The sequence below is a fragment of the Pseudomonas sp. MDV22-iso1 genome (genome assembly GCF_058145095.1).
Genome location: NZ_JBYVMF010000002.1, coordinates 232,852 through 255,450, shown reverse-complemented (window position 1 = coordinate 255,450; position 22,599 = coordinate 232,852). Strand labels below are relative to the sequence as shown.

Here is a 22,599-nt window from a genome sequence, read left to right as displayed (position 1 = left end):
TGGCAGTCGATTAATGCAGTGACGGCTTGGCAGCAGCAGGCGCATCCGGCTTTTTGGTTTCGCTGAACAGCAGCAGCGGTGCAACGCGCAGGTACTCCATCACTTCCATGTAGTCGCTTTCACCGTCGTCGGACACTTCCAGGGCGTCTTGCACCTGGGAAATGGCCGCCAGATCCTGCAGGACTTCCGTGGCTTCGGGGCTCAACATGCTGCTGTCACGGCAGTTCAGGCCGAAACCGCTGAGGAAGCCCTGGCACCATTGGCCCAGTGCAGCGGCACGGTCAGCCAGAGGCTCGTCATCGGTGGGCAGCAACAGTACGACGGTCACGTCGTCACCGGTAAGCTCGCCCTTGACCATCTCCTGCAAGCCGATCAAGGCATTGCGGACGTTATCCTGCGGCTCGCTTTCGAGCAGCTCGGCGGCATCGACCAGCCAGCCCTCGGCATCGAAGCCGGCACCGGCGCAACTGCGCCCGAGCAACAGGCCATGCAGTTCGGCAGGCGAGACGTTATGACCGCTGGAAGTCAGCAGGGTGGTGAAGGCTTGGTACGGGGAATTCTGAATGGGCATGGGCAGCTAGGCGCCAGACGGCGCTATGTCTAGAATGAAGGCCTTGTATCCTACATCGACAGACTCGCCAAGACTATTAAAGGCTGTCCGCCAGCTACCACACACTAGACACAATCTCAGTGGACACAATGGAAGACACAGACCTGCAAGCGCTGATGGCGAGACTCGAGTTGCTAATTGACCGAGTCGAGCAACTAAAGAGCCAAAACGGACTCCTATTAGCTCAGGAAAAGACCTGGCGCGAGGAACGCGCGCACCTCATTGAAAAAAACGAAATCGCCCGGCGTAAGGTCGAATCGATGATTTCGCGCCTCAAGGCCCTGGAGCAAGACTCATGAGTTCAAGCAATAGCGTTACCGTGCAGATCCTCGATAAAGAATATTCGATCATCTGCCCCCAGGAAGAGCGCAGCAATCTGGTGAGCGCCGCCCGTTACCTGGACGGCAAGATGCGCGAAATCCGCAGCAGCGGCAAAGTCATCGGCGCCGACCGCATCGCCGTGATGGCAGCCCTGAACATCACCCACGATCTTCTGCACAAGGAAGAACGCCCGGATGTGCAGGCCAGCGGCTCGACGCGAGAGCAGGTTCGCGACCTTCTGGATCGTGTCGATCTGGTGCTCGCGACCGATCCGGACGTCACCAAGGGCTGAAACGCGAAACAGCTTGAGGTATACTCGCATCACTCCCTGGGGTGCTTGCCAGTTGACCACGTCCCTGAGCCGATTCGCACTACCCTGGAGGTTGCACGTTGGGCTGGTGTGCATGTCCGCTAGACGGAAAGCCTTAAAGCCTACTGCATCTTCCACCTTGAACTTTCGGGTTCAAGGGCTAAGTCAGCAGCGGTTCATCCGGGGAGCCTGATTCCAGTCCGATGCCGGTTTAAATACCGGCATCGGCTTTTTTACGGGTACGATTTGAGTACCCGCCCTCCCGAGCCCGAATTCATGACCGAACCTGCGCTGCTTCCCCGCCCGCAACTTCGACGCATGCTGCGCAAGGCCCGCCGCGCACTCACACCCAGTCAGCAACGCCAGGCCGCTCGCGGGCTGTATAAGCAATTGGCCCAGCACCCGCTGTTTCGCCGCGCCAGACACCTCTCCTTTTATTTGCCCACCGACGGTGAAATAGACCCGCGCCTGCTGCTGCGTGCCGCTCAACGTCGGGGCAAAGCGACGTACCTACCGGTGCTCAGTGCCTGGCCGCGAACCAAAATGGTGTTCCAGCGGATCCGTCCGGGCGAAAAGCTCATACCCAACCGCTTCCGCATCCTTGAACCCCGGCACAACGTTGCCCGCCAACGAAAAGTCTGGACGCTGGACCTTGTGCTGCTGCCCTTGGTGGGGTTTGACGATGTCGGTGGACGACTGGGGATGGGTGGCGGCTTCTACGATCGAAGCCTGGCGTACATGGCCCGACGCAAAAACTGGCGCAAGCCGACGCTGTTGGGATTGGCCCATGAATGTCAGAAGGTCGAGCGGCTGGCTCAGGCGAGCTGGGATGTGCCGTTGCAAGGAACGGTGACAGACAAGGCGTGGTATTTCGCAGGTTAGCCCTGCAAAGGAAAAGCTTGCTCGCGGCAGGGGGTTTTCAGGCGCATCGATGTTGAATGTGACGCCGTCATCGCGAGCAAGCTTTGCTCCTACAGGTGCGGCGTCGAAAGACAGGTCTAGCGCTTGTAAGCCGACGGCTGTTGTTGCTGAGCGATTTCAATCGGCGCATCGGGGTTGTTGTTCCACAGGCTTTGGGCATAGCCGGTGGTCACGACGCCGAGACCGAACAAAATAACCAATATCCATAGTAAATCCGGTTTGCGTTTCATCGATTGCCCCCCAAAGGCACATCAACACGATGACAGCAGCGGTTTCCGTTGTAGGCCGTGCAGCAGCGTCAAGCTAAGAAGGCCGGCATTTTGCGACAACGTGACCCTACACGCAAACGCTGGCGTCAACCGACTGTCGGTTTGTCATAAAATTGCCTGACAACTTGCCCACTCAACCCGCAAGGAGCAAAACCATGGCCTATTGGCTGATGAAATCCGAGCCCGACGAGCTCTCGATCAAAGATCTGGAGAAGCTTGGCAGCGCGCGCTGGGACGGTGTTCGCAACTACCAGGCGCGCAATTTCCTGCGAGCCATGGCGGTGGGTGACGAGTTTTTCTTTTATCACTCCAGTTGCCCTGAGCCCGGTATTGCCGGGATCGGAAAGATTGTCGAAGCGGCGTATCCGGACCCGACGGCGCTGGAGCCAGAGAGTCATTATTACGATCCGAAGGCCACGCCTGAGAAAAACGCCTGGAGTGCGATTGATGTCGCACATGTCGAGACGTTTCCCAAGGTGCTTAAGCTGGATTACCTGAAGCAGCAGACAGCGTTGGCGCAGATGCCGCTGGTGCAGAAGGGTTCGAGATTGTCGGTGATGCCGGTGACGGCCGAGCAATGGGCAGCGGTACTCGATTTACGTTAAATAGGCAGAACCACCCGGTCATCCTCTTTTCTGCGCTCAATAGAGTTAGGCTGCCCCTCAGTTGACTGGTATCAACTCGCCCCGGCGTTAGATCAACCAGACTAGGACGCAACAGCCGCAGGATGCCCGCATGTCTACGCACAGTCGCTCTTCAATATTGTTTGTCAGTGCTTTAGTGATACTGCTGCTGGGTGCCGGGGGCTTTGGCTACTGGAAGTCGACGCATGACCGCTTGCCCGAAGGTTTGTACGTCGGCAATGGCCGCCTCGAAGCCACCGAAGTACAGATCGCCAGTAAAACACCCGGGCGACTGGCCGAAGTACTCGTCGATGAAGGCGACAAGGTCAGCAAAGGCCAACTCCTGGCCCGCATGGACACCCGCACCCTTGAAGCCCAACGCAATCAGGCCGAAGCCGAAGTATTGCGCGCCCGGGAGAATCTCGCCGCCGCCCAGGCCAACGTGCAATTGCGCCAGAGCGAACAACTGCTCGCGCAACAAGAGCTCAAGCGTTCCCAGGAACTGTTCAAGCACGGTTTCGTCAGTGGCCAGATCATCGATCAACAGCAGGCGCGGCGGGACACCGGCGGCGCAGCGGTCGCCGCGGCCCGAGCCCAGGTCTCGGCAGTCGGCGCAGCGATTGGTGCGGCACAGGCCCAAGTCGCGATGTTGGCCAGTGAAATCGACGACAGCAGCCTGCGGGCGCCCATCGAAGGAGTGATCCAGTTGCGCATGGCCGAACCCGGCGAAGTGCTCGGTGCAGGCGGACGGGTTTTGTTGCTGATCGACCCCAACGACCAATACATGAACCTCTACCTCCCGACCTCCGTCACCGGGCGCGTAGCCGTTGGCGATGAAGCACGTATCCTGCTCGATGCCCTGCCCGACAAGCCATTACCCGCCAAAATCACTTTCGTCGCCGGCAAGTCGCAATTCACGCCGAAAGAAGTCGAGACCCGCGATGAGCGGCAGAAACTGGTGTTCCGCGTCAAACTGCGCCTGACCGACCCCAGCGCTCTGCCCCAGGCAAAACCGGGCATGCCTGGCGCCGGTTACGTGCGCACCGCGCCTGTTAGCTGGCCGGCCAATCTGCAATGACTGGCCTGGCGCTGCAAGCCACCGGCGTCAATCACCGTTACGGAAAACAACAGGCCCTGGCCGACATCACTTTCAGCCTTCCCGCCGGCACCCGTTGCGGATTGATCGGCCCGGACGGCGCCGGCAAGTCGAGCTTGCTGGGGCTGATCGCCGGGGTGAAAAGCCTGCAACAAGGTCAACTGGACGTGTTGGGCGGCTCAATCCAGGATCGCCGCCATCGCAACAGCCTCTACCCGCGTATCGCCTTCATGCCTCAGGGTTTGGGCGGCAACCTGTATCCCGAGTTGTCGATCAGCGAGAACATCCACTTTTTCGCCACCCTGTTCGGCCTGTCGAAAGCCGAGTGCGATCAGCGCATGCACAGCCTGCTACTGGCCACCGATCTGCTGCACTTCGCCGATCGCCCGGCCGGCAAGCTTTCGGGCGGCATGAAGCAGAAGCTCGGGCTTTGCTGTGCGCTGATCCATGAGCCTGACCTGCTGATCCTCGATGAGCCGACCACCGGCGTCGATCCGTTGTCCCGGCGGCGCTTCTGGGAACTGGTGGACGATGTGCGCCGCCAGCGCCCGCAACTGACGCTGCTGGTTGCCACGGCATACATGGAAGAAGCCGAGCAGTTCGAACATTGTCTGATGCTCGACGGTGGCAAACTAATCGCCACAGGCCTGAGCAGCGAACTGGCCGCGGTGACCCCCAGCGCTAAACTCGACGAAGCTTTTACCCATTTCCAGGGCGACAGCGGACACGACAACCAAGCCTTGGTGATCCCGCCGCGAACCGGCGCCAATACCGACATCGCCATCGAAGCCCACGACCTTACACTCCGCTTCGGCGACTTCACGGCAGTGGACAAGGTCAGCTTCGCCATCGGTCGCGGGGAAATTTTCGGCTTTCTCGGCTCCAACGGCTGCGGCAAGACCACCACCATGAAAGTCCTCACCGGACTGATACCGGCCAGCGAAGGTTCCGCCACGCTGCTCGGCAAACCGGTGAACGCCAAGGACCTGACCACCCGCAAACGGGTCGGTTTCATGTCGCAGAGCTTCTCGCTGTATGGCGAGTTGAGCGTGCGGCAAAACCTGGATTTGCACGCTCGACTGTTCGATTTACCCAAGGCCCACAGTGACCAGCGCATCGATGAACTGATCCAGCGCTTCAACCTGGTCAACGTTGCCGATCAACAGGCCGGCGGCCTGCCCTTGGGTTTGCGTCAACGCCTATCCTTGGCAGTCGCGGTGCTGCATCGCCCGGAAGTGCTGATCCTCGATGAACCGACCTCCGGCGTCGACCCCGCCGCGCGGGATGACTTCTGGCGATTGCTGATCGAGTTGTCCCGCGAGCAAGGCGTGACGATTTTTCTCTCCACCCACTTCATGAACGAGGCCCAGCGCTGCGACCGCATCTCGCTGATGCACGCCGGCAAGGTGCTGGCCTGTGATACCCCGGCGGCGCTGCAAGAGCAGTTCAAGGGTGAGACTCTGGAGGCGGCGTTTGTTATCTGCCTGGAGCAAGCCCAGGGCCCGGCAGAAACGCCCACGCCCGCAGCGTCCGCCGACGCACTTGTCACACCCGCCGCGCCGATGAAGGAACGTGGTTTCAGTGTCGGGCGCCTGATGGCGGTGGCCAGTCGCGAAGGCAAGGAACTGCTACGCGATAAAGTGCGAATGGCCTTCGCCCTGCTGGGGGCCATTTTCATGATGGTGATCTTCGGCTACGGGATTTCCCTCGACGTGGAAAAACTGGCCTTCGCCGTGTTCGATCAAGACCAGACGCCGCAAAGTCGCACCTACCTGGAGGCGTTCCGCAGCTCACGCTACTTCGCCGAACAGGCACCGATTCGCGACAGCAAAGAACTGCACCGACGCCTGCAACGCTCGGAAATCAAACTGGCGCTGGAGATTCCACCAGGCTTTGGCCGCGACTTGTACGCCGGACTCCAACCGACCGTGGCTGCGTGGCTGGATGGCGGCATGCCGTTTCGCGCCGAGACCAGCCGCAACTATGTGGAAGCGGTGCACCAAGCGAACATCGAGCAGTTAGCCGAGCAAAGCAGCCCTGCGCTGAACCGGCCGCCAGCGGCGAAACTGGAAACCCGTTTCCGCTACAACCAGGACGTGGTCAGCGTTAACGCCATCGGCCCTGGGGTGATGGCGCTGATCCTCGCCTTCATCCCGGCGATGCTCACCGCGCTGGGGATCGTGCGTGAGAAAGAGTTGGGCTCGATCACCAATTTCTACGCCACACCGTTAACCCGGCTGGAATTCCTGTTGGGCAAACAGGCGCCGTATCTGGCGATTAGCCTGGTCAATCTGGCGGTGCTGGTGGCGATGAACCGTTGGCTGTTTGGCGTGCCGTTCAAGGGCAGCGGCGTGACCCTGGCCTTCGGCGGTTTGCTCTACGTGCTGGCCACCACCAGCATGGGCTTGTTGATTTCGGCGTTCACCCGCACCCAGATCGCCGCGATCCTCGGCACCATGATCATCACCAGCCTGCCGACCATCCAGTTTTCCGGGCTGATAGTACCGCGCTCATCCCTCGAAGGCGCAGCGGCCGTGATGGGCATGCTGTTCCCGGCTGGTTACTTCCTCGACATCGCCGTTGGCACCTTCACCAAAGCACTGGACCTGCGACAGTTATGGCCACAATGCCTGGCGCTGTTCGGGTTCTTTCTCGGGTTCACCGGGCTCAGCCTGGTCATGCTGAAAAAGCAGGAGGCCTGATGCATAAGCTTGCGCATATTTTGCGGCTGGGCCTAAAGGAACTGACCAGCCTGCGCCACGACAGTGTGTTACTGCTGTTTCTGTTCTACGCCTTTACCGTGGCGATCTACATGCCCGCCGCCGGCTCCGTTATCGGCGTGCACAACGCCAGCGTGGCCATCGTCGATGAAGATCACAGCCAACTCTCGCGGGAGCTGACCCAGGCCCTGCAACCCCCAGAGTTCCAGCGCCCGGTATTGCTGCCTTACGGGCAACTCGATCAGGTCATGGACAGCGGCCAGTACACGTTCGTGATCAACGTGCCAGCGAATTTCCAGACAGATCTGCTGGCCGGTCGCCAACCGGCGGTGCAGGTCAACGTCGATGCCACGGCAATGAGCCAGGCATTCATGGGCGCGGGCTACATCGGACGGATATTCCAGCGCGAACTGCTGACCTACAGCGGCCAGACCGATCCAGCCAGCAAGGCGCCAGCGCTGCTGACCACTCGCTCGCTGTTCAATACCAATCTGGAAGGAGGCTGGTTCCTGGCGGTGATTCAGATCGTCAACAACATCACCATCCTCGCCATCATCCTCACCGGTACGGCGCTGCTGCGGGAACGGGAACACGGCACCCTCGACCATCTCTTGGTGCTACCACTGACCGCGCTGGAAATCATGTTGGCGAAAATCTGGAGCAACATGCTGGTGGTGGTACTTTGCACCTGGATCTCGCTGGAAGTCATCGTCAAAGGTGCACTGGGCGTGCCGTTGGCGGGATCGATGACGTTGTTTTTGCTGGTGACTGCGGTGTATCTGTTCGCCAGTACGGCGCTGGGGATTTTTCTCGCGACGCTGGCCCGCTCGACGCCGCAGTTCGGTCTGTTAGCGATTCCGGTGATCATCCCGATGTTGCTGCTGTCCGGCGGCAGCACGCCACTGGATAGCATGCCGCAATGGCTGCAATGGGTCATGCAGGGCTCACCGTCGACACATTTTGTCAGCCTGAGCGCCGCGATTCTGTTTCGCGACGCCGGGCTGAGCGTTGTCTGGCCGGACTTGCTCGCGCTGACCGCCATTGGGCTGGTGTTCTTTGCGATTGCGCTGATGCGGTTTCGCAAGAGCCTGGCGTCTTGAGGGAGCGAGCTTGCTACGGGCGGCGTTCCGACGATGAGGCCAGCCCGGACAACAATGACTTACTGAATGATGAGGTTGTTGAACAACAAATCCTCGACCACCGGCTTGCCGGTCTCGTCATTCATGATTTGCTGGGTCTGTCTTAAGGCTTCCTGACGAAGCTTTTCCTTGGCATCCACATTGTTCATCGCCTCAGTCGTTTGCTGGGCAAACAACGCCACCAGTTGATTGCGAATCAACGGTTCATTGGCCTTGACCAGCTTGGTCGCCTCATCACCGGTCACGCGTAACGCTACATCAGCCTTGTAAACCTTGAGCTTCGGCGTCCCGTCCAACCCATAATTGCCCACGAACGGCGGGCTGAGGGTGATGTAGTTAACCTTCGGCGCTGCCTCTTCCTTGGCTTCTTCGGCAATGGCTGCAACAGGCAGCGACAAGGCCAACATCAACATGATCCACGCTTTCACAATTCGCTCCTTATCCGGTTTGCGGTCTAGCATAACGACCCCCTCCTCAAGCACAAGCTTATGGCTGACTATCAGGGTCGGGCATGCTCGTTGACCCATCGACTCACACACCTACACTTATCGGCCATCACTCCCAAAGGAATAGCCCTGATGAAAGCCGTGCTGTGCAAAGCCTTCGGCCCTGCCGAATCGCTGGTGCTGGAAGACGTCGCCAGTCCTGTCGCGAAGAAGAATGAAATCCTGCTGGATGTACATGCCGCCGGGGTGAATTTTCCCGACACGCTGATCATTGAGGGCAAATACCAGTTCAAGCCGCCCTTCCCGTTTTCCCCGGGCGGTGAAGCAGCGGGTGTGGTCAGCGCGGTGGGCGAAAAGGTCAGCCATCTGAAAGTTGGTGACCGGGTCATGGCCCTGACGGGCTGGGGCAGCTTCGCCGAACAGGTGGCCGTTCCCGGCTACAACGTGCTACCGATTCCACCGTCCATGGACTTCAACACCGCCGCCGCCTTCAGCATGACCTACGGCACGTCGATGCATGCGCTCAAACAACGAGGCAACCTGCAACCGGGTGAAACCCTGTTGGTGCTAGGCGCATCCGGCGGCGTCGGGCTGGCCGCTGTGGAAATCGGTAAAGCCATGGGCGCTCGTGTGATTGCCGCCGCCAGCAGCGCGGAGAAACTGGCCGTGGCCAAGGCGGCCGGTGCCGATGAACTGATCAATTACAGTGAAACCAGCCTCAAGGACGAAATCAAGCGCCTGACCGATGGCCAGGGCGCCGACGTGATCTACGACCCGGTCGGCGGCGACCTGTTCGACCAGGCTGTGCGCGCCATCGCCTGGAACGGCCGTCTGCTGGTAGTCGGCTTCGCCAGCGGACGCATTCCGGAATTGCCTGTGAATCTGGCATTGCTCAAGGGCGCCGCGGTCGTCGGCGTATTCTGGGGTTCGTTCGCGCAACGTCAGCCACAGGACAACGCGGCGAACTTCCAGCAGTTGTTCGGCTGGTTCGCGGAAGGCAAGTTAAAGCCGTTGGTGTCGCAGGTTTACCCACTGAGCAATGCCGCGCAGGCAATCAATGATCTCGGCCAGCGCAAGGCCGTCGGGAAAGTGGTGGTGCAGGTTCGCTGAGTGACTCGAAGGCGGTGATCCGGGCTGCAGCAACGCTGTCCAGATCACGCCTTCGACGTGATTAAAGCAACTGTCGAATCTCCTCCGGCAGCAAACTCATGTACTTGCGCACAGGGCTCGCCCTGCATTGCTGGACAATCGTCGGCACACGCTTGTTCAGCTTTGCGATCCATTCCAGCCGTTGTTCCTTCGGCAACTGGGTGGTGTGAAAGACGTTCGACAGATATGCGCGGGTGTAATGAAACGGTCTGGCATCAATCCAGGCGTACTCCGGTACATGGAGCAACTCTTCGTTAATGTCACGGCACTTCAGTCCTTTGATCCACTGATTGGTATGAATGGGCGAAGTCAGATCCAGTCGGAATACCAGCGGCGCGACCACTTCCAACTCAGATGGTCGATCGTCTTTGACAACCCACGGTTTGAACCGCCACTTCTCAATCGTCACTCTAGAAGCTTCAGCCAGGTCCGGGTGGTCGGACTCCAGAATCTTCACCCGGTTAACCGAACCATCGGCATTGACATAGAAGCTGACCCGAACATCACCGGTGAACCCGGCCCGCTGGAGGTTCCTGGGGTACGTCGGCCGGGGATTATCCTCCGGTATCAGAAGCACTTCCTGCGCCTTGACCTCTACTGCCAACACCAGCAAAAGCAAAATGGCTAACCGCCGCATACCGCTCTCCTCCATGAACAAAACTCCAAAACTGCTTCCTGCAAAGGTTACGGCTCAACGCCCTGAAACAGAACGTCACGACTTCCTGTTTGAACGAAGGATCCTTCCGAGAACCTTCCGTTAAAACGAGAAGATGCAGCGCTGAATGACGCGAAGGTAACGTTTCCCACAACGTCCTGCACTTACGTCTGAGCGACATGTTCGTAAAAGAACATGCGATCTTCAATATTTCCGCTGTTTGACCTATGCGAACCGGTGCTATTTTCGGTAACGAAACTGTAACATTCGCATCCGCAGTCAAAACAAGAAAACTGGAGCTCTTGAATGTTTGCTTTCTTTCGTCCTGCCGCACATCAGGCTCCATTGCCTGACGAAAAAATAGACAGCATCTACCGACGTCATCGCTGGCAAATTTTTGCCGGGATTTTCATCGGCTATGCAGGTTATTACCTGCTGCGTAAAAACTTCTCCCTGGCCATGCCCTATCTCATCGAAGAGGGTTACACCCGCGGTGAATTGGGTCTGGCGTTGTCGGCCATTGCCATCGCTTACGGCTTGTCCAAGTTCCTGATGGGCATCGTTTCCGACCGCTCCAACCCGCGCTTTTTCCTGCCGTTCGGCCTGCTGGTGTCGGCGGGGGTCATGTTCATTTTCGGTTTCGCTCCGTGGGCGACGTCGAGCGTGACCATCATGTTCATCCTGCTCTTCATCAATGGATGGGCGCAGGGCATGGGCTGGCCGCCAAGCGGACGAACCATGGTTCATTGGTGGTCGCAGAAAGAACGCGGTGGCGTGGTGTCACTGTGGAACGTGGCGCATAACGTTGGCGGAGGCCTGATTGGCCCGCTGTTCCTGCTCGGCATGGGCCTGTTCAATGACTGGCACGCTGCATTCTATGTGCCCGCCGCGGTCGCATTGGCGGTAGCGGTATTTGCCTTCGCTACGATGCGCGATACCCCGCAATCGGTCGGCCTGCCGCCCATTGAGAAGTACAAGAACGATTACCCGGAAGGCTACGATGCCAGCCACGAAGAAGAATTCAGCGCCAAGGAAATCTTCGTCAAGTACGTGCTGCGCAACAAAATGCTCTGGTACATCGCCTTGGCCAACGTTTTTGTTTACCTGTTGCGCTACGGCGTACTGGACTGGGCGCCGACCTATCTGAAGGAAGCCAAGGGCTTCTCCGTGGATAAAACCTCCTGGGCCTATTTCTTCTACGAGTGGGCCGGTATTCCGGGCACGCTGCTGTGCGGCTGGATGTCGGACAAGATCTTCCGTGGCAACCGTGGCCTGACCGGCATGGTGTTCATGGCCCTGGTGACCGTGGCGACACTGGTGTACTGGCTGAATCCGGCCGGCAACCCGACGGTGGATATGATCGCATTGGTTTCGATTGGCTTCCTGATCTACGGCCCGGTCATGCTGATCGGTTTGCAGGCACTGGAACTCGCGCCGAAAAAAGCGGCGGGTACTGCGGCAGGTTTCACGGGGCTGTTCGGCTATCTGGGCGGTTCGGTCGCGGCCAGTGCAGCGATGGGCTACACCGTGGACCACTTCGGTTGGGATGGCGGCTTCGTGCTGCTGATCGGCTCGTGTCTGCTGGCAATGGCGTTCCTCGCCCCCACGCTGTGGCACAAACAAGTGGCCAGTCAGGGCCGTGAAGCGGTTGCCTGATCGCCCGATGACCTGCAGCGCTTGAGCCGCGCCTCCAGATTTCGGTCTGGCATGGCGTGGCTGCGCAGGGCGTGTGCGGTTTGCTCGACATAATCGCGAGTCGTGCCGTATCGCCCGCAAGCGCTTTCGAACACCTGGCTCAGCACATGATCCGGCAAGTTGCCGGCGTAGCTGGGCAGGTGTCGCTCCAACACAAAGCCCAATGCCTGAACCTGACTGCCGTCTTCGAGACGGCAGTTGAGCCAGTGCGGGCGATAGGACGGGAATGGCATTTCGCGTTGCCACAGGGCGTAAAGCGAGGCATCAAGTTGCTCTTCGGGCAAGCGATAGGCAAAACCGCTGCAAGAGCCGCCACGATCCAGACCAAAGACCAGACCCGGCACTTCCGGTGTGCCGCGATGTTCGTGGGACCACAGGTACAGGCCGCGGTGATAGCCATGCACTCGGCCGCGCACACGTTCAACGGCCGGGCATTCAGGGCGCCAGATCAACGAACCATAAGCGAACAACCAGACCGGCCCACCTTTGTGACGCGCCATGGTCGACTGCATCGAGCTAAGCAATTGTTCGTGAGTGAGCTGCGGCCCCAGATCGAGCCGCGGAGGGTAAGCCAGATTCAAAAAAGCAGATTCAATGGCGCTCATGGCGATTAGCGTTCAGCTCCCCGCGAGTGAAGAATTACTTAATAGAACGCACCGCTGTAACAATAAGGCACATATGTTTTAAGGCAATTTAAGTGCCATGGCACAGTTCTTTAAAAGTTGCCTTTGAGAGATATAACCTACCGGTATTTATAAGATTCTATAAATACCGATCGGCTATATGGGGAGTTATAACGAATAGAGCGAGGATCAAGATCGTGGATCAAGATCGCGGATCAAGATCGCGGATCAAGATCGCGGCGCGTACGCAAATACGTCGGCACGCATCTGATGAGCATCCATACCCGCTTCGACCAGCGCATCCAGCGTGCCGTAGACCATCGCCGGAGAGCCGCTCGCGTACACATGAAGTGGCTTCAGGTCCTGAAAGTCCTCGCATACCGCTTCATGCAACATGCCGCAACGTCCTTCCCAGCCACATTGATCGCTGACGACTTTATGCAAAAACAGGTTAGGCAGCTTCCGCCATTCATCCCAATGCTCGATTTCATAGAAATCTTCAGGACGACGCACACCCCAATACAGATGGACCGGATGTTTGAAACCCGCAGCCCGGCAATGCTCGATCAGGCTATGGATCTGCCCCATGCCCGTGCCAGCGGCGATCAGCACCAGTGGACCGTCCGGCAATTCCGCCAGATGGGTATCGCCGAACGGCATCTCGATGCGCACTAACGGGTTGCGTTGCAGCTGTTCGATCAGGCTGAGCGCACTACTTTCGCGCGCCAGCACATGGATTTGCAGGTCTCGTCCCGCGTGGGGTGCCGAGGCCAGGGAAAATGCGGATTTTTCGCCGTTCTCGCGCTCGATCATCAAATACTGACCGGCATGATAGCGAGGTGGTTTACCAGCGGGCGCTCGCAGGCTGACTCGCCAGGTGTCACCGCCGACGTCCCTGCATTCAATGACCTGACACGCCAAACTGCGCACCGGCAATTCTCCCAGCGCGAGCACGCCATCCCACAGCACGATGCAGTCTTCCAGCGGCTCTGCTATGCAAGTGTAGAACTCGCCGTGGTCGCGCACATTGCCGGCCTGCTCGACCCGACCTTCCACCAACAGTGCAGCGCACACATGGCAATTGCCGTTGCGGCAGCTCTGCGGGCACTCATAGCCCAGGCGCCGCGCTCCATCAAGAATCCGCTCGCCGGGCAGAATCTCAAGCACTGCTCCGGAAGGCTGCAAGGTTACACGCATCAATCTATTCCTAACTGATTCCAGATGGCATCGATCCGTTGGGTCACGGCTTCGTCCTTGACGATGACCCGGCCCCACTCGCGGGTGGTTTCGCCCGGCCATTTATGCGTGGCATCGAGCCCCATCTTCGATCCCAGGCCGGATACCGGCGAGGCGAAGTCGAGGTAGTCGATCGGCGTGTTATCGATCATCACCGTGTCGCGCTTGGGGTCCATGCGCGTGGTGATGGCCCAGATCACGTCGTTCCAGTCACGTGCGTTGATATCGTCGTCACAGACGATAACGAACTTGGTGTACATGAACTGTCGCAAAAACGACCAGACACCCAGCATTACCCGCTTCGCATGGCCGGGATAGGACTTCTTCATGGTCACAATGGCCATGCGGTACGAGCAGCCTTCAGGCGGCAGGTAGAAGTCGGTGATCTCCGGGAACTGCTTCTGCAGGATCGGCACGAACACTTCGTTCAGGGCGACACCCAGAATCGCCGGCTCATCCGGCGGACGACCGGTGTAGGTGCTGTGGTAGATCGGTTTGATCCGGTGGGTGATGCGCTCGACGGTGAACACCGGGAAGCTGTCGACTTCGTTGTAGTAACCGGTGTGGTCGCCATACGGACCTTCGTCGGCCATTTCACCCGGATGAATCACGCCTTCAAGAATGATCTCGGCGGTGGCCGGTACTTGCAGATCGTTGCCGCGGCATTTCACCAGTTCGGTGCGGTTGCCCCGCAGCAGACCGGCGAAGGCGTATTCGGAGAGGCTGTCAGGGACAGGCGTCACGGCACCGAGGATGGTTGCCGGATCAGCGCCCAGGGCCACAGACACCGGGAACGGCTGACCAGGATGCTTCTCGCACCACTCACGATAATCCAGCGCGCCGCCACGGTGGCTCAACCAGCGCATGATGACCTTGTTGCGGCCGATCACTTGCTGACGGTAGATACCCAGGTTCTGGCGATCTTTGTTCGGACCTTTGGTAACCGTCAGGCCCCACGTGATCAGCGGACCGACGTCGCCGGGCCAGCAGGTCTGCACGGGCAGCATCGAAAGGTCGACGTCGTCGCCTTCGATGACCACTTCCTGGCACACCGCGTCTTTGACGACCTTGGGTGCCATGGCGATGATCTTGCGAAAAATCGGCAGTTTGGACCAGGCGTCTTTCAGGCCCTTCGGTGGCTCGGGTTCCTTGAGGAACGCCAGCAGCTTACCGATTTCGCGCAACTCGCTGACCGCTTCGGCGCCCATACCCAGCGCGACGCGCTCAGGTGTGCCGAACAGGTTACCGAGTACAGGAATGTCGTAGCCCGTCGGGTTTTCGAAAAGCAGGGCCGGGCCTTTGGCGCGCAAGGTGCGATCGCACACTTCGGTCATTTCGAGTACTGGGGACACCGGAACCTGGATGCGCTTGAGTTCGCCGCGCTTTTCCAGACCGCTGATAAAGTCGCGCAAGTCGCGATACTGCATGCGTGAGCCTCGTATTGCCGTGGCGTTCGGGGTTGGCAGTTTAGCGCCGAACCCTTCTGTTCAGAACAACGAACTGCCGTTCATCAAAAATCAGATAGCAAAAAGCCGGGTTTCCCCGGCTTTTGCTGGTCTATCGACTTACTTGCGTTTCATCGACAGGAAGAACTCATCATTGGTCTTGGTCGTCTTCAACTTGTCGACCAGGAACTCGATGGCAGCGATTTCGTCCATCGGGTGCAGCAGCTTGCGCAGAATCCACATGCGTTGCAACTCGTCGTCGGCCGTCAGCAACTCTTCACGGCGGGTGCCGGAACGGTTGATGTTGATGGCCGGGAAAACGCGTTTTTCAGCGATACGACGGTCCAGAGGCAGTTCCATGTTGCCGGTGCCTTTGAATTCTTCGTAGATCACTTCGTCCATCTTCGAGCCGGTTTCAACCAGCGCCGTGGCGATGATGGTCAGCGAACCGCCTTCTTCGATGTTCCGCGCGGCACCGAAGAAACGTTTCGGTTTCTCCAGGGCGTGGGCATCGACACCACCGGTGAGTACCTTGCCGGAGCTCGGGATCACGGTGTTGTAGGCGCGAGCCAGACGGGTGATGGAGTCAAGCAGGATCACCACGTCTTTCTTGTGTTCGACCAGGCGCTTGGCCTTTTCGATCACCATTTCGGCAACCTGCACGTGGCGGGTTGGCGGCTCGTCGAACGTCGAGGCAACCACTTCGCCACGCACGGTGCGCTGCATTTCGGTTACTTCTTCCGGACGCTCATCGATCAGCAAAACGATCAGGTGAACTTCAGGGTTGTTACGAGCGATGTTCGCCGCGATGTTCTGCAGCATGATCGTCTTACCGGCTTTCGGCGGTGCAACAATCAGACCGCGCTGGCCTTTGCCGATCGGGGCGCACAGGTCGATCACACGACCGGTCAAATCTTCGGTGGAACCGTTGCCGGCTTCCATCTTCATGCGCACAGTCGGGAACAGCGGGGTCAGGTTCTCGAAGAGAATCTTGTTTTTCGCGTTCTCGGGACGATCGTAGTTGATCGTGTCGACCTTGAGCAGCGCGAAATAACGCTCGCCTTCCTTTGGAGGGCGGATCTTGCCAACGATGGTGTCACCGGTGCGCAAGTTGAAACGACGAATCTGGCTTGGCGAGACGTAGATATCGTCAGGGCCAGCGAGATAGGAAGCGTCAGCGGAGCGAAGGAAGCCGAAGCCGTCCTGGAGAATCTCCAGCACGCCATCACCGGAGATTTCCTCGCCGCTTTTAGCGTGCTTTTTGAGCAGGGAGAAAATCACGTCCTGCTTGCGCGAACGGGCCATATTTTCTATGCCCATCTGTTCGGCCAATTCGAGCAGTTCGGTAATCGGCTTTTGCTTGAGTTCAGTCAGATTCATATAGGAATGACGTAATCATTTATGGAGGGGGGAAATTAAGCTTTTGGCTTAATGAGGCCGCGCCGCAGAGAAGGCGACAGGATCGCGTACTTATTCGAAAAGGAGTGCGTCGGCGACGGCTAGCAGGGGGCAATGGAGAAACCAGTGCGGGGCCGAATGTACCACCTGAGTTTCGGAGCGTCTAGCCCTCAATAACGAAAAAGCCCCGCAATTAGCGGGGCCTTTTTTCGGACACTTTACATCGACACTTAGATGTTGGCGTCGAGGAAAGCAGCCAGTTGCGACTTCGACAGTGCGCCAACCTTGGTCGCTTCAACGTTTCCGTTCTTGAACAGCATCAGGGTCGGGATACCACGCACGCCGTGCTTGGCCGGAGTTTCCTGGTTCTCGTCGATGTTCAGCTTGGCAATAGTCAGCTTGCCTTTGTAGGTTTCTGCAATCTCGTCCAGAACAGGAGCGATCATTTTGCAAGGGCCGCACCATTCAGCCCAGTAGTCGACCAGTACAGCGCCTTCGGCCTTGAGTACATCGGCCTCGAAGCTAGCGTCGCTAACGTGTTTGATAAGATCGCTGCTCATGGAAGTCTCCAGGTTGTAAGCAAAAAAACGTGGCCCATCATAGCTGCCCTTCCCTCGTTCAGGAAGGTGCAGATGATTGAGTCTCGCTATGGTGCTGCATGAGTTTGGGTATAGCTCAAGTCAAGGAGTGACGGGGCCGGAGGAGAGAAATTCGGTGCGTAATCCGACATTGGGTGCTTTCAAGGCAGCCATCGCGAGCAGTCACCGGCTTTCCTGCGCCGGATCAATGCTTTGAACACTGCGCGTTGGCGGCAGCGTTTGATCGTGGCACGATGTCGAGGTTATCGACCGAGACCCCCTGACCATGCCGCAATCCCAAGCCAAGAATCTGTCCCTGATCGCCGCAATCGACCTGGGCTCTAACAGCTTTCACATGGTCGTGGCCAAAGCCCAGAACGGCGAAATCCGTATTCTCGAACGTCTCGGGGAGAAGGTTCAGCTGGCCGCCGGCATCGACGATGAACGCCAGCTCAACGAAGAATCCATGCAACGCGGCCTGGACTGCCTGAAGCGCTTTGCCCAACTGATCAACGGTATGCCTTTGGGTGCCGTGCGAATCGTTGGCACCAACGCCCTGCGTGAAGCCCGCAACCGCGGCGAATTCATCCGCCGCGCCGAAGCCATTCTCGGACACCCCGTGGAAGTCATCTCCGGCCGCGAAGAAGCGCGCCTGATTTACCTCGGCGTTTCCCACACCCTCGCCGACACCCCGGGCAAACGTCTGGTGGCGGACATCGGCGGCGGCAGTACTGAATTCATCATCGGCCAGCGTTTCGAACCGCTGCTGCGCGAAAGCCTGCAAATGGGCTGCGTGAGCTTCACCCAGCGCTATTTCAAGGACGGCAAGATCACTCCGGCCCGCTACGCCCAGGCGTACACGGCGGCACGCCTGGAGATCATGAGCATCGAACACGCCCTGCACCGCCTGACCTGGGATGAAGCCATCGGCTCCTCGGGCACCATCCGCGCCATCGGTCTTGCGCTGAAGGCTGGCGGTCATGGTACTGGCGAGGTGAATGCCGAAGGCCTCGCCTGGCTCAAGCGCAAGCTGTTCAAACTGGGCGACGTCGAGAAAATCGATTTCGAAGGCATCAAGCCTGACCGTCGGGCGATTTTCCCGGCCGGCCTGGCGATTCTTGAAGCAATCTTCGATGCCCTCGAACTGCAGCGCATGGACCACTGTGAAGGCGCCCTTCGCGAAGGCGTGCTGTACGACCTGCTGGGCCGTCATCATCACGAAGACGTCCGCGAGCGTACGCTCAGCTCGTTGATGGAGCGTTATCACGTCGATCTGGAACAGGCTGCACGGGTTGAACGCAAAGCGCTGCACGCGTTCGATCAAGTTGCCGAAGATTGGGACCTGGACGAGGGTGTCTGGCGTGAATTGCTCGGCTGGGCAGCCAAGGTCCATGAAGTGGGCCTGGACATTGCTCACTATCATTACCACAAGCACGGCGCCTACCTGATCGAGCACTCCGACCTTGCCGGATTCTCCCGAGAAGACCAGCAAATGCTCGCTTTGCTGGTGCGTGGTCATCGACGCAACATTCCAAAAGACAAGTTTGCCGAGTTTGGTGATGACGGCATCAAGCTGATTCGCCTGTGCGTTCTGTTGCGCTTTGCAATCCTGTTCCATCACATCCGCGGCACACAGGAAATGCCTCAGGTGATACTGCGCGCCAATCGCGACAGTCTGGATGTGTTGTTCCCGGCCAACTGGCTGGACGAAAACCAGCTGACCCAGGCTGATTTCGCGCTGGAAGCGGAATGGCTGACGCGGGTTGGTTTCGTGCTCAACGTCCGTTAAAGCTGTCGCGGTATTTGATGATTCGCACCCCCTGTAGGAGCTGCCGAAGGCTGCGATCTTTTGATTCTTAAAAGCAAGATCAAAAGATCGCAGCCTTCGGCAGCTCCTACAGGGGGTGGTTCAGGCAGATAAATAAAAATGGCGATCCGCAGGGATCGCCATTTTTTTGCTTCGACTAATGCTGCTTAACGCACTGCCAGAATCGGACTGCCCAACCGCTCCAGCAGCGTGGCCTGGGCACTGCGTGGGTTCTGGTTGCCGGTCGGCGTGTTGCGGATGTAGCGACCGTCAGACTGCAGGCTCCAGCTGTGAGTGTTATCGGTGAGATAAAGCTCCAGCTCTTTCTTGACCCGCATGACCAGCTTCTTGCCCTCCACCGGGAAACAGGTCTCGACGCGCTTGTCGAGGTTGCGCTCCATCCAGTCGGCGCTGGACAGGAACATCTGTTCTTCGCCGCCATTGAGGAAGTAGAAGACCCTTGTGTGCTCCAGGAAGCGACCGATGATCGAGCGCACGTGAATGTTGTGCGAAACCCCGGCGATGCCAGGACGCAGGCAGCACATGCCGCGCACCACCAGATCGATACGCACCCCGGACTGGCTGGCCTTGTACAACGCGCGAATGATCTTCGGATCGGTCAGCGAGTTGAACTTGGCGATGATGTGCGCCGGTTTGCCGTCGAGGGCGAACTGGGTCTCCCGGGCAATCATGTCGAGCATGCCCTTCTTCAGCGTGAAGGGTGCGTGCAGCAGCTTCTTCATGCGCAGGGTTTTACCCATGCCGATCAACTGACTGAACAACTTGCCGACGTCTTCGCACAAGGCGTCGTCCGACGTCAGCAGGCTGTAGTCGGTGTACAGACGGGCGTTGGCCGCGTGGTAGTTACCGGTGCCCAAGTGCGCGTAACGCACGATCTCACCGGCTTCGCGGCGCAGGATCAGCATCATCTTGGCGTGCGTCTTGAAGCCGACCACACCGTAGATCACCACTGCGCCGGCTGCCTGCAGACGGCTGGCGAGTTGCAGGTTGGATTCTTCATCGAACCGCGCACGCAATTCGATCACCGCGGTGACTTCCTTGCCGTTGCGCGCGGCATCGACCAGTGCATCGACGATTTCCGAGTTGGCGCCGGAGCGGTACAGCGTCTGACGGACCGCCAGTACATGCGGGTCCTTCGCGGCCTGACGCAGCAGGTCGACGACCGGCGTGAAGGACTCGAACGGGTGCAGCAACAGGATGTCCTGCTTGCTGATCACGCTGAAGATGTTCTCACTGTTCTGCAGCAGCTTCGGGATCTGCGGCGTGAACGGCATGTATTGCAGCTCGCGCTGACTGTCCAGGCCAGTGATGCTGAACAGACGGGTCAGGTTCACCGGGCCGTTGACCTGATACAGCTCGGTTTCGTGCAGGTTGAACTGCTTGAGCAAGTAGTCGGACAGGTGTTTAGGGCAAGTGTCAGCCACTTCCAGACGCACCGCGTCACCGTAGCGACGGGAAAACAGCTCGCCGCGCAGGGCGCGGGCCAGGTCTTCCACGTCTTCGGTATCCACCGCGAGGTCGGCGTTTCGGGTCAGGCGGAACTGGTAGCAGCCCTTGACCTTCATGCCTTGGAACAGGTCATCGGCGTGCGCGTGGATCATTGACGACAGGAACACATAATTGTCGCCAGAGCCGCCCACTTCTTCCGGCAACTTGATAACGCGCGGGAGTAGACGCGGGGCCGGAATGATCGCCAGACCGGAATCGCGACCGAAAGCGTCGATGCCTTCGAGCTCGACGATGAAGTTCAGGCTCTTGTTCACCAACAGCGGGAACGGGTGCGTCGGGTCGAGGCCGATCGGGGTGATGATCGGCGCGATCTCGTCGCGGAAATAACGGCGCACCCAGGTTTTGATCTTGGTGGTCCAGTGACGCCGACGGATGAAGCGGACCTGATGCTTTTCCAGTTCCGGCAACAGAATGTCGTTGAGGATCGCGTACTGGCGGTCGACGTGGCCGTGTACCAGCTCACTGATGCGCGCCAGAGCCTGATGCGGTTGCAGGCCGTCGGCACCGGCTTGTTCACGGGCGAAGGTGATCTGCTTCTTCAGGCCGGCAACACGAATCTCGAAGAACTCGTCCAGGTTGCTGGAGAAGATCAGCAGGAACTTCAGCCGCTCCAGCAAGGGGTAGGACTCATCCAGCGCCTGCTCCAGCACCCGGATGTTGAACTGCAGTTGCGAGAGCTCGCGGTGGATGTACAGGCTGCTGTCATCCAGGCCGGGAATGGCAATCGCGGGCGCCGCCGAAACGGGCTCGGCCACTACCGTGGGGGGAGCAGGCTCAAGCTCCGGCGGCGTTTCGGCAATTTGCTCCACCACGGGTTGAGCTTCTTTTACGGCAACTTCAGTGAGTCCTTCGGTATTCATGACCTTTTCCTGGAGGGCTATTTTTGCTCTCGTAGCAATTGAGCGGCACGGACGGCAAAGTAAGTCAGGATGCCATCGGCGCCTGCACGTTTAAAAGCGGTCAGGGATTCGAGGATAACCCCTTCGCTCAACCAGCCATTCTGGATTGCCGCCATGTGCATGGCGTATTCGCCGCTGACTTGGTAAACAAACGTCGGCACTTTGAATTCTTCTTTGACCCGGTAAAGGATGTCCAGGTACGGCATGCCTGGCTTGACCATGACCATGTCCGCGCCTTCTGACAAGTCTGCCGCCACTTCGTGCAGGGCTTCGTTGCTGTTCGCCGGGTCCATCTGATAGGAGGCCTTGTTGGCCTTGCCCAGGTTCAGCGCCGAACCGACCGCATCGCGGAACGGCCCGTAGTACGCGCTGGCGTACTTCGCCGAGTAGGCCATGATCCGCACGTTGACGTGATCGGCCAGTTCCAGTGCTTCGCGGATCGCCTGGATCCGACCGTCCATCATGTCCGAGGGGGCCACCACCTGGGCGCCTGCCTCGGCGTGGGACAAGGCCTGCTTGACCAGCGCATCGACGGTGATGTCGTTCTGCACATAGCCTTCTTCGTCGAGGATACCGTCCTGCCCGTGGGTGGTGAACGGGTCCAGGGCGACGTCGGTGATCACGCCAAGCTCCGGGAACTGCGCTCGCAGCGCTCGCGTGGCGCGTTGGGCAATACCGTTGGGGTTCCAGGCTTCGGCGGCGTCCAGGGACTTGAGTTCCGGCGGGGTCACCGGAAACAGTGCCAGGGCCGGAATGCCCAGCTCGACCCACTTCGCCGCTTCTTCCAGCAACAAGTCGATGGTCAGGCGTTCGACACCCGGCATCGAGGCCACCGCTTCACGACGGTTTTCACCGTCCAGCACAAACACCGGCAGGATCAGGTCATCGACGGTCAGAACGTTTTCACGGACCAGTCGACGCGAAAAATCATCGCGACGGTTGCGACGCAGGCGGGTTGCAGGAAACAAACGATTGGCGGGGGTGAAACTCACGGCAGACTCCTGAGCCCGTGCTGACGGGCGAGCGTGACAGTTATAAGCGGGCATTATGACCGTCGTGTGACAGTTATGTGCACTCCCATATTCTGTAGCCACATTCCATTGTCCTTGTAGGAAATGTTCACGTCGAG

Annotated in this window: 21 protein-coding genes and 1 other RNA gene; 11 read left to right on the top strand and 11 right to left on the bottom strand. The window is 58.9% G+C overall.

All coding sequences use genetic code 11. The features are described 5' to 3' along the window. Positions 1 to 10: 10 nt before the first annotated feature. A complete protein-coding gene (locus tag AC3ZVB_RS03525; protein WP_490145782.1) occupies positions 11 to 571 on the bottom strand; it encodes a YecA/YgfB family protein in 561 nt (186 codons plus the stop codon). A gap of 128 nt (positions 572 to 699) precedes the next feature. On the opposite strand from AC3ZVB_RS03525, the gene AC3ZVB_RS03520 reads away from it, so the two are divergent. The 4 genes from AC3ZVB_RS03520 (at position 700) to AC3ZVB_RS03505 (ending at position 2,123) form a co-directional block, all read left to right on the top strand. Continuing rightward, complete coding sequence (locus AC3ZVB_RS03520) at positions 700 to 909, top strand: TIGR02449 family protein (RefSeq protein ID WP_003177365.1); 210 nt, start codon at positions 700 to 702, stop codon at positions 907 to 909. After that, on the top strand, positions 906 to 1,223 hold the full coding sequence (locus tag AC3ZVB_RS03515; protein ID WP_007942435.1) for a cell division protein ZapA: 318 nt from the start codon (positions 906 to 908) through the stop codon (positions 1,221 to 1,223). The genes AC3ZVB_RS03520 and AC3ZVB_RS03515 overlap by 4 nt, the downstream gene beginning before the upstream one ends. Positions 1,224 to 1,253: 30 nt before the next feature. Continuing rightward, positions 1,254 to 1,432, top strand: a non-coding RNA gene (ssrS, locus tag AC3ZVB_RS03510) — 6S RNA. 85 nt (positions 1,433 to 1,517) lie between these two features. Then, a complete protein-coding gene (locus tag AC3ZVB_RS03505; protein WP_194690973.1) occupies positions 1,518 to 2,123 on the top strand; it encodes a 5-formyltetrahydrofolate cyclo-ligase in 606 nt (201 codons plus the stop codon). A gap of 116 nt (positions 2,124 to 2,239) precedes the next feature. On the opposite strand, the gene AC3ZVB_RS03500 is transcribed toward AC3ZVB_RS03505, so the two are convergent. Then, complete coding sequence (locus tag AC3ZVB_RS03500) at positions 2,240 to 2,392, bottom strand: hypothetical protein (RefSeq protein ID WP_178114307.1); 153 nt, start codon at positions 2,390 to 2,392, stop codon at positions 2,240 to 2,242. 194 nt (positions 2,393 to 2,586) lie between these two features. Between AC3ZVB_RS03500 and AC3ZVB_RS03495 the strand changes: the two genes are divergently transcribed. The 4 genes from AC3ZVB_RS03495 (at position 2,587) to AC3ZVB_RS03480 (ending at position 7,970) form a co-directional block, all read left to right on the top strand. Further along, positions 2,587 to 3,036, top strand: a complete 450-nt coding sequence (locus AC3ZVB_RS03495) for an EVE domain-containing protein (RefSeq protein WP_194690972.1) — start codon at positions 2,587 to 2,589, stop codon at positions 3,034 to 3,036. Between the two features lie 130 nt (positions 3,037 to 3,166). After that, positions 3,167 to 4,132: an HlyD family secretion protein gene (locus AC3ZVB_RS03490; RefSeq protein WP_490145781.1), complete on the top strand. Its 966-nt coding sequence runs from the start codon at positions 3,167 to 3,169 to the stop codon at positions 4,130 to 4,132. Continuing rightward, positions 4,129 to 6,852 (top strand): ribosome-associated ATPase/putative transporter RbbA, encoded by a 2,724-nt coding sequence (gene rbbA / locus AC3ZVB_RS03485; RefSeq protein WP_490145780.1) that lies wholly within the window; start codon positions 4,129 to 4,131, stop codon positions 6,850 to 6,852. Before AC3ZVB_RS03490 ends, rbbA begins: the two co-directional genes overlap by 4 nt. Next, positions 6,852 to 7,970 carry an ABC transporter permease gene (locus AC3ZVB_RS03480; RefSeq protein WP_162440462.1) on the top strand — a complete coding sequence of 373 codons (1,119 nt, stop codon included), beginning with the start codon at positions 6,852 to 6,854 and terminating at the stop codon, positions 7,968 to 7,970. Before rbbA ends, AC3ZVB_RS03480 begins: the two co-directional genes overlap by 1 nt. Before the next feature lie 59 nt (positions 7,971 to 8,029). Here AC3ZVB_RS03480 and AC3ZVB_RS03475 read toward each other — a convergent pair whose 3' ends face one another. Next, complete coding sequence (locus tag AC3ZVB_RS03475) at positions 8,030 to 8,437, bottom strand: flagellar basal body-associated protein FliL (RefSeq protein ID WP_162440463.1); 408 nt, start codon at positions 8,435 to 8,437, stop codon at positions 8,030 to 8,032. Between the two features lie 150 nt (positions 8,438 to 8,587). Here AC3ZVB_RS03475 and AC3ZVB_RS03470 point away from each other — a divergent pair, with 150 nt between their 5' ends. After that, on the top strand, positions 8,588 to 9,565 hold the full coding sequence (locus AC3ZVB_RS03470; RefSeq protein ID WP_162440464.1) for an NADPH:quinone oxidoreductase family protein: 978 nt from the start codon (positions 8,588 to 8,590) through the stop codon (positions 9,563 to 9,565). 61 nt (positions 9,566 to 9,626) lie between these two features. On the opposite strand, the gene AC3ZVB_RS03465 is transcribed toward AC3ZVB_RS03470, so the two are convergent. Continuing rightward, positions 9,627 to 10,241: an energy transducer TonB gene (locus AC3ZVB_RS03465; RefSeq protein ID WP_162440465.1), complete on the bottom strand. Its 615-nt coding sequence runs from the start codon at positions 10,239 to 10,241 to the stop codon at positions 9,627 to 9,629. 324 nt (positions 10,242 to 10,565) lie between these two features. On the opposite strand from AC3ZVB_RS03465, the gene glpT reads away from it, so the two are divergent. Then, positions 10,566 to 11,915 carry a glycerol-3-phosphate transporter gene (glpT, locus tag AC3ZVB_RS03460; RefSeq protein WP_490145779.1) on the top strand — a complete coding sequence of 450 codons (1,350 nt, stop codon included), beginning with the start codon at positions 10,566 to 10,568 and terminating at the stop codon, positions 11,913 to 11,915. On the opposite strand, the gene AC3ZVB_RS03455 is transcribed toward glpT, so the two are convergent. The 5 genes from AC3ZVB_RS03455 to trxA all read right to left on the bottom strand — a co-directional run bounded on the left by AC3ZVB_RS03455 (position 11,891) and on the right by trxA (position 17,216). Beyond that, positions 11,891 to 12,559: a gamma-glutamylcyclotransferase gene (locus AC3ZVB_RS03455; RefSeq protein WP_162440467.1), complete on the bottom strand. Its 669-nt coding sequence runs from the start codon at positions 12,557 to 12,559 to the stop codon at positions 11,891 to 11,893. The two genes, glpT and AC3ZVB_RS03455, sit on opposite strands and share 25 nt — an antisense overlap. 246 nt (positions 12,560 to 12,805) lie before the next feature. Further along, complete coding sequence (locus tag AC3ZVB_RS03450; RefSeq protein ID WP_162440468.1) at positions 12,806 to 13,774, bottom strand: CDP-6-deoxy-delta-3,4-glucoseen reductase; 969 nt, start codon at positions 13,772 to 13,774, stop codon at positions 12,806 to 12,808. Continuing rightward, the gene (ubiD, locus tag AC3ZVB_RS03445) at positions 13,774 to 15,240 is read right to left on the bottom strand and encodes a 4-hydroxy-3-polyprenylbenzoate decarboxylase (protein WP_490145778.1); all 1,467 of its coding nucleotides are present in this window, start codon (positions 15,238 to 15,240) and stop codon (positions 13,774 to 13,776) included. The genes AC3ZVB_RS03450 and ubiD overlap by 1 nt, the downstream gene beginning before the upstream one ends. A 138-nt stretch (positions 15,241 to 15,378) precedes the next feature. Continuing rightward, the gene (gene rho, locus AC3ZVB_RS03440) at positions 15,379 to 16,638 is read right to left on the bottom strand and encodes a transcription termination factor Rho (protein WP_007942421.1); all 1,260 of its coding nucleotides are present in this window, start codon (positions 16,636 to 16,638) and stop codon (positions 15,379 to 15,381) included. Positions 16,639 to 16,886: 248 nt separating this feature from the next. Continuing rightward, complete coding sequence (gene trxA / locus AC3ZVB_RS03435; protein ID WP_003177349.1) at positions 16,887 to 17,216, bottom strand: thioredoxin TrxA; 330 nt, start codon at positions 17,214 to 17,216, stop codon at positions 16,887 to 16,889. Positions 17,217 to 17,520: 304 nt separating this feature from the next. Between trxA and ppx the strand changes: the two genes are divergently transcribed. Continuing rightward, positions 17,521 to 19,023 carry an exopolyphosphatase gene (gene ppx, locus AC3ZVB_RS03430; protein ID WP_162440470.1) on the top strand — a complete coding sequence of 501 codons (1,503 nt, stop codon included), beginning with the start codon at positions 17,521 to 17,523 and terminating at the stop codon, positions 19,021 to 19,023. Between the two features lie 185 nt (positions 19,024 to 19,208). On the opposite strand, the gene ppk1 is transcribed toward ppx, so the two are convergent. Together ppk1 and hemB are read right to left on the bottom strand one after the other, a co-directional pair. Further along, positions 19,209 to 21,431 carry a polyphosphate kinase 1 gene (ppk1, locus tag AC3ZVB_RS03425; RefSeq protein ID WP_490145777.1) on the bottom strand — a complete coding sequence of 741 codons (2,223 nt, stop codon included), beginning with the start codon at positions 21,429 to 21,431 and terminating at the stop codon, positions 19,209 to 19,211. Between the two features lie 17 nt (positions 21,432 to 21,448). Further along, the gene (gene hemB, locus AC3ZVB_RS03420; RefSeq protein WP_008150323.1) at positions 21,449 to 22,462 is read right to left on the bottom strand and encodes a porphobilinogen synthase; all 1,014 of its coding nucleotides are present in this window, start codon (positions 22,460 to 22,462) and stop codon (positions 21,449 to 21,451) included. Positions 22,463 to 22,599 lie beyond the last annotated feature (137 nt).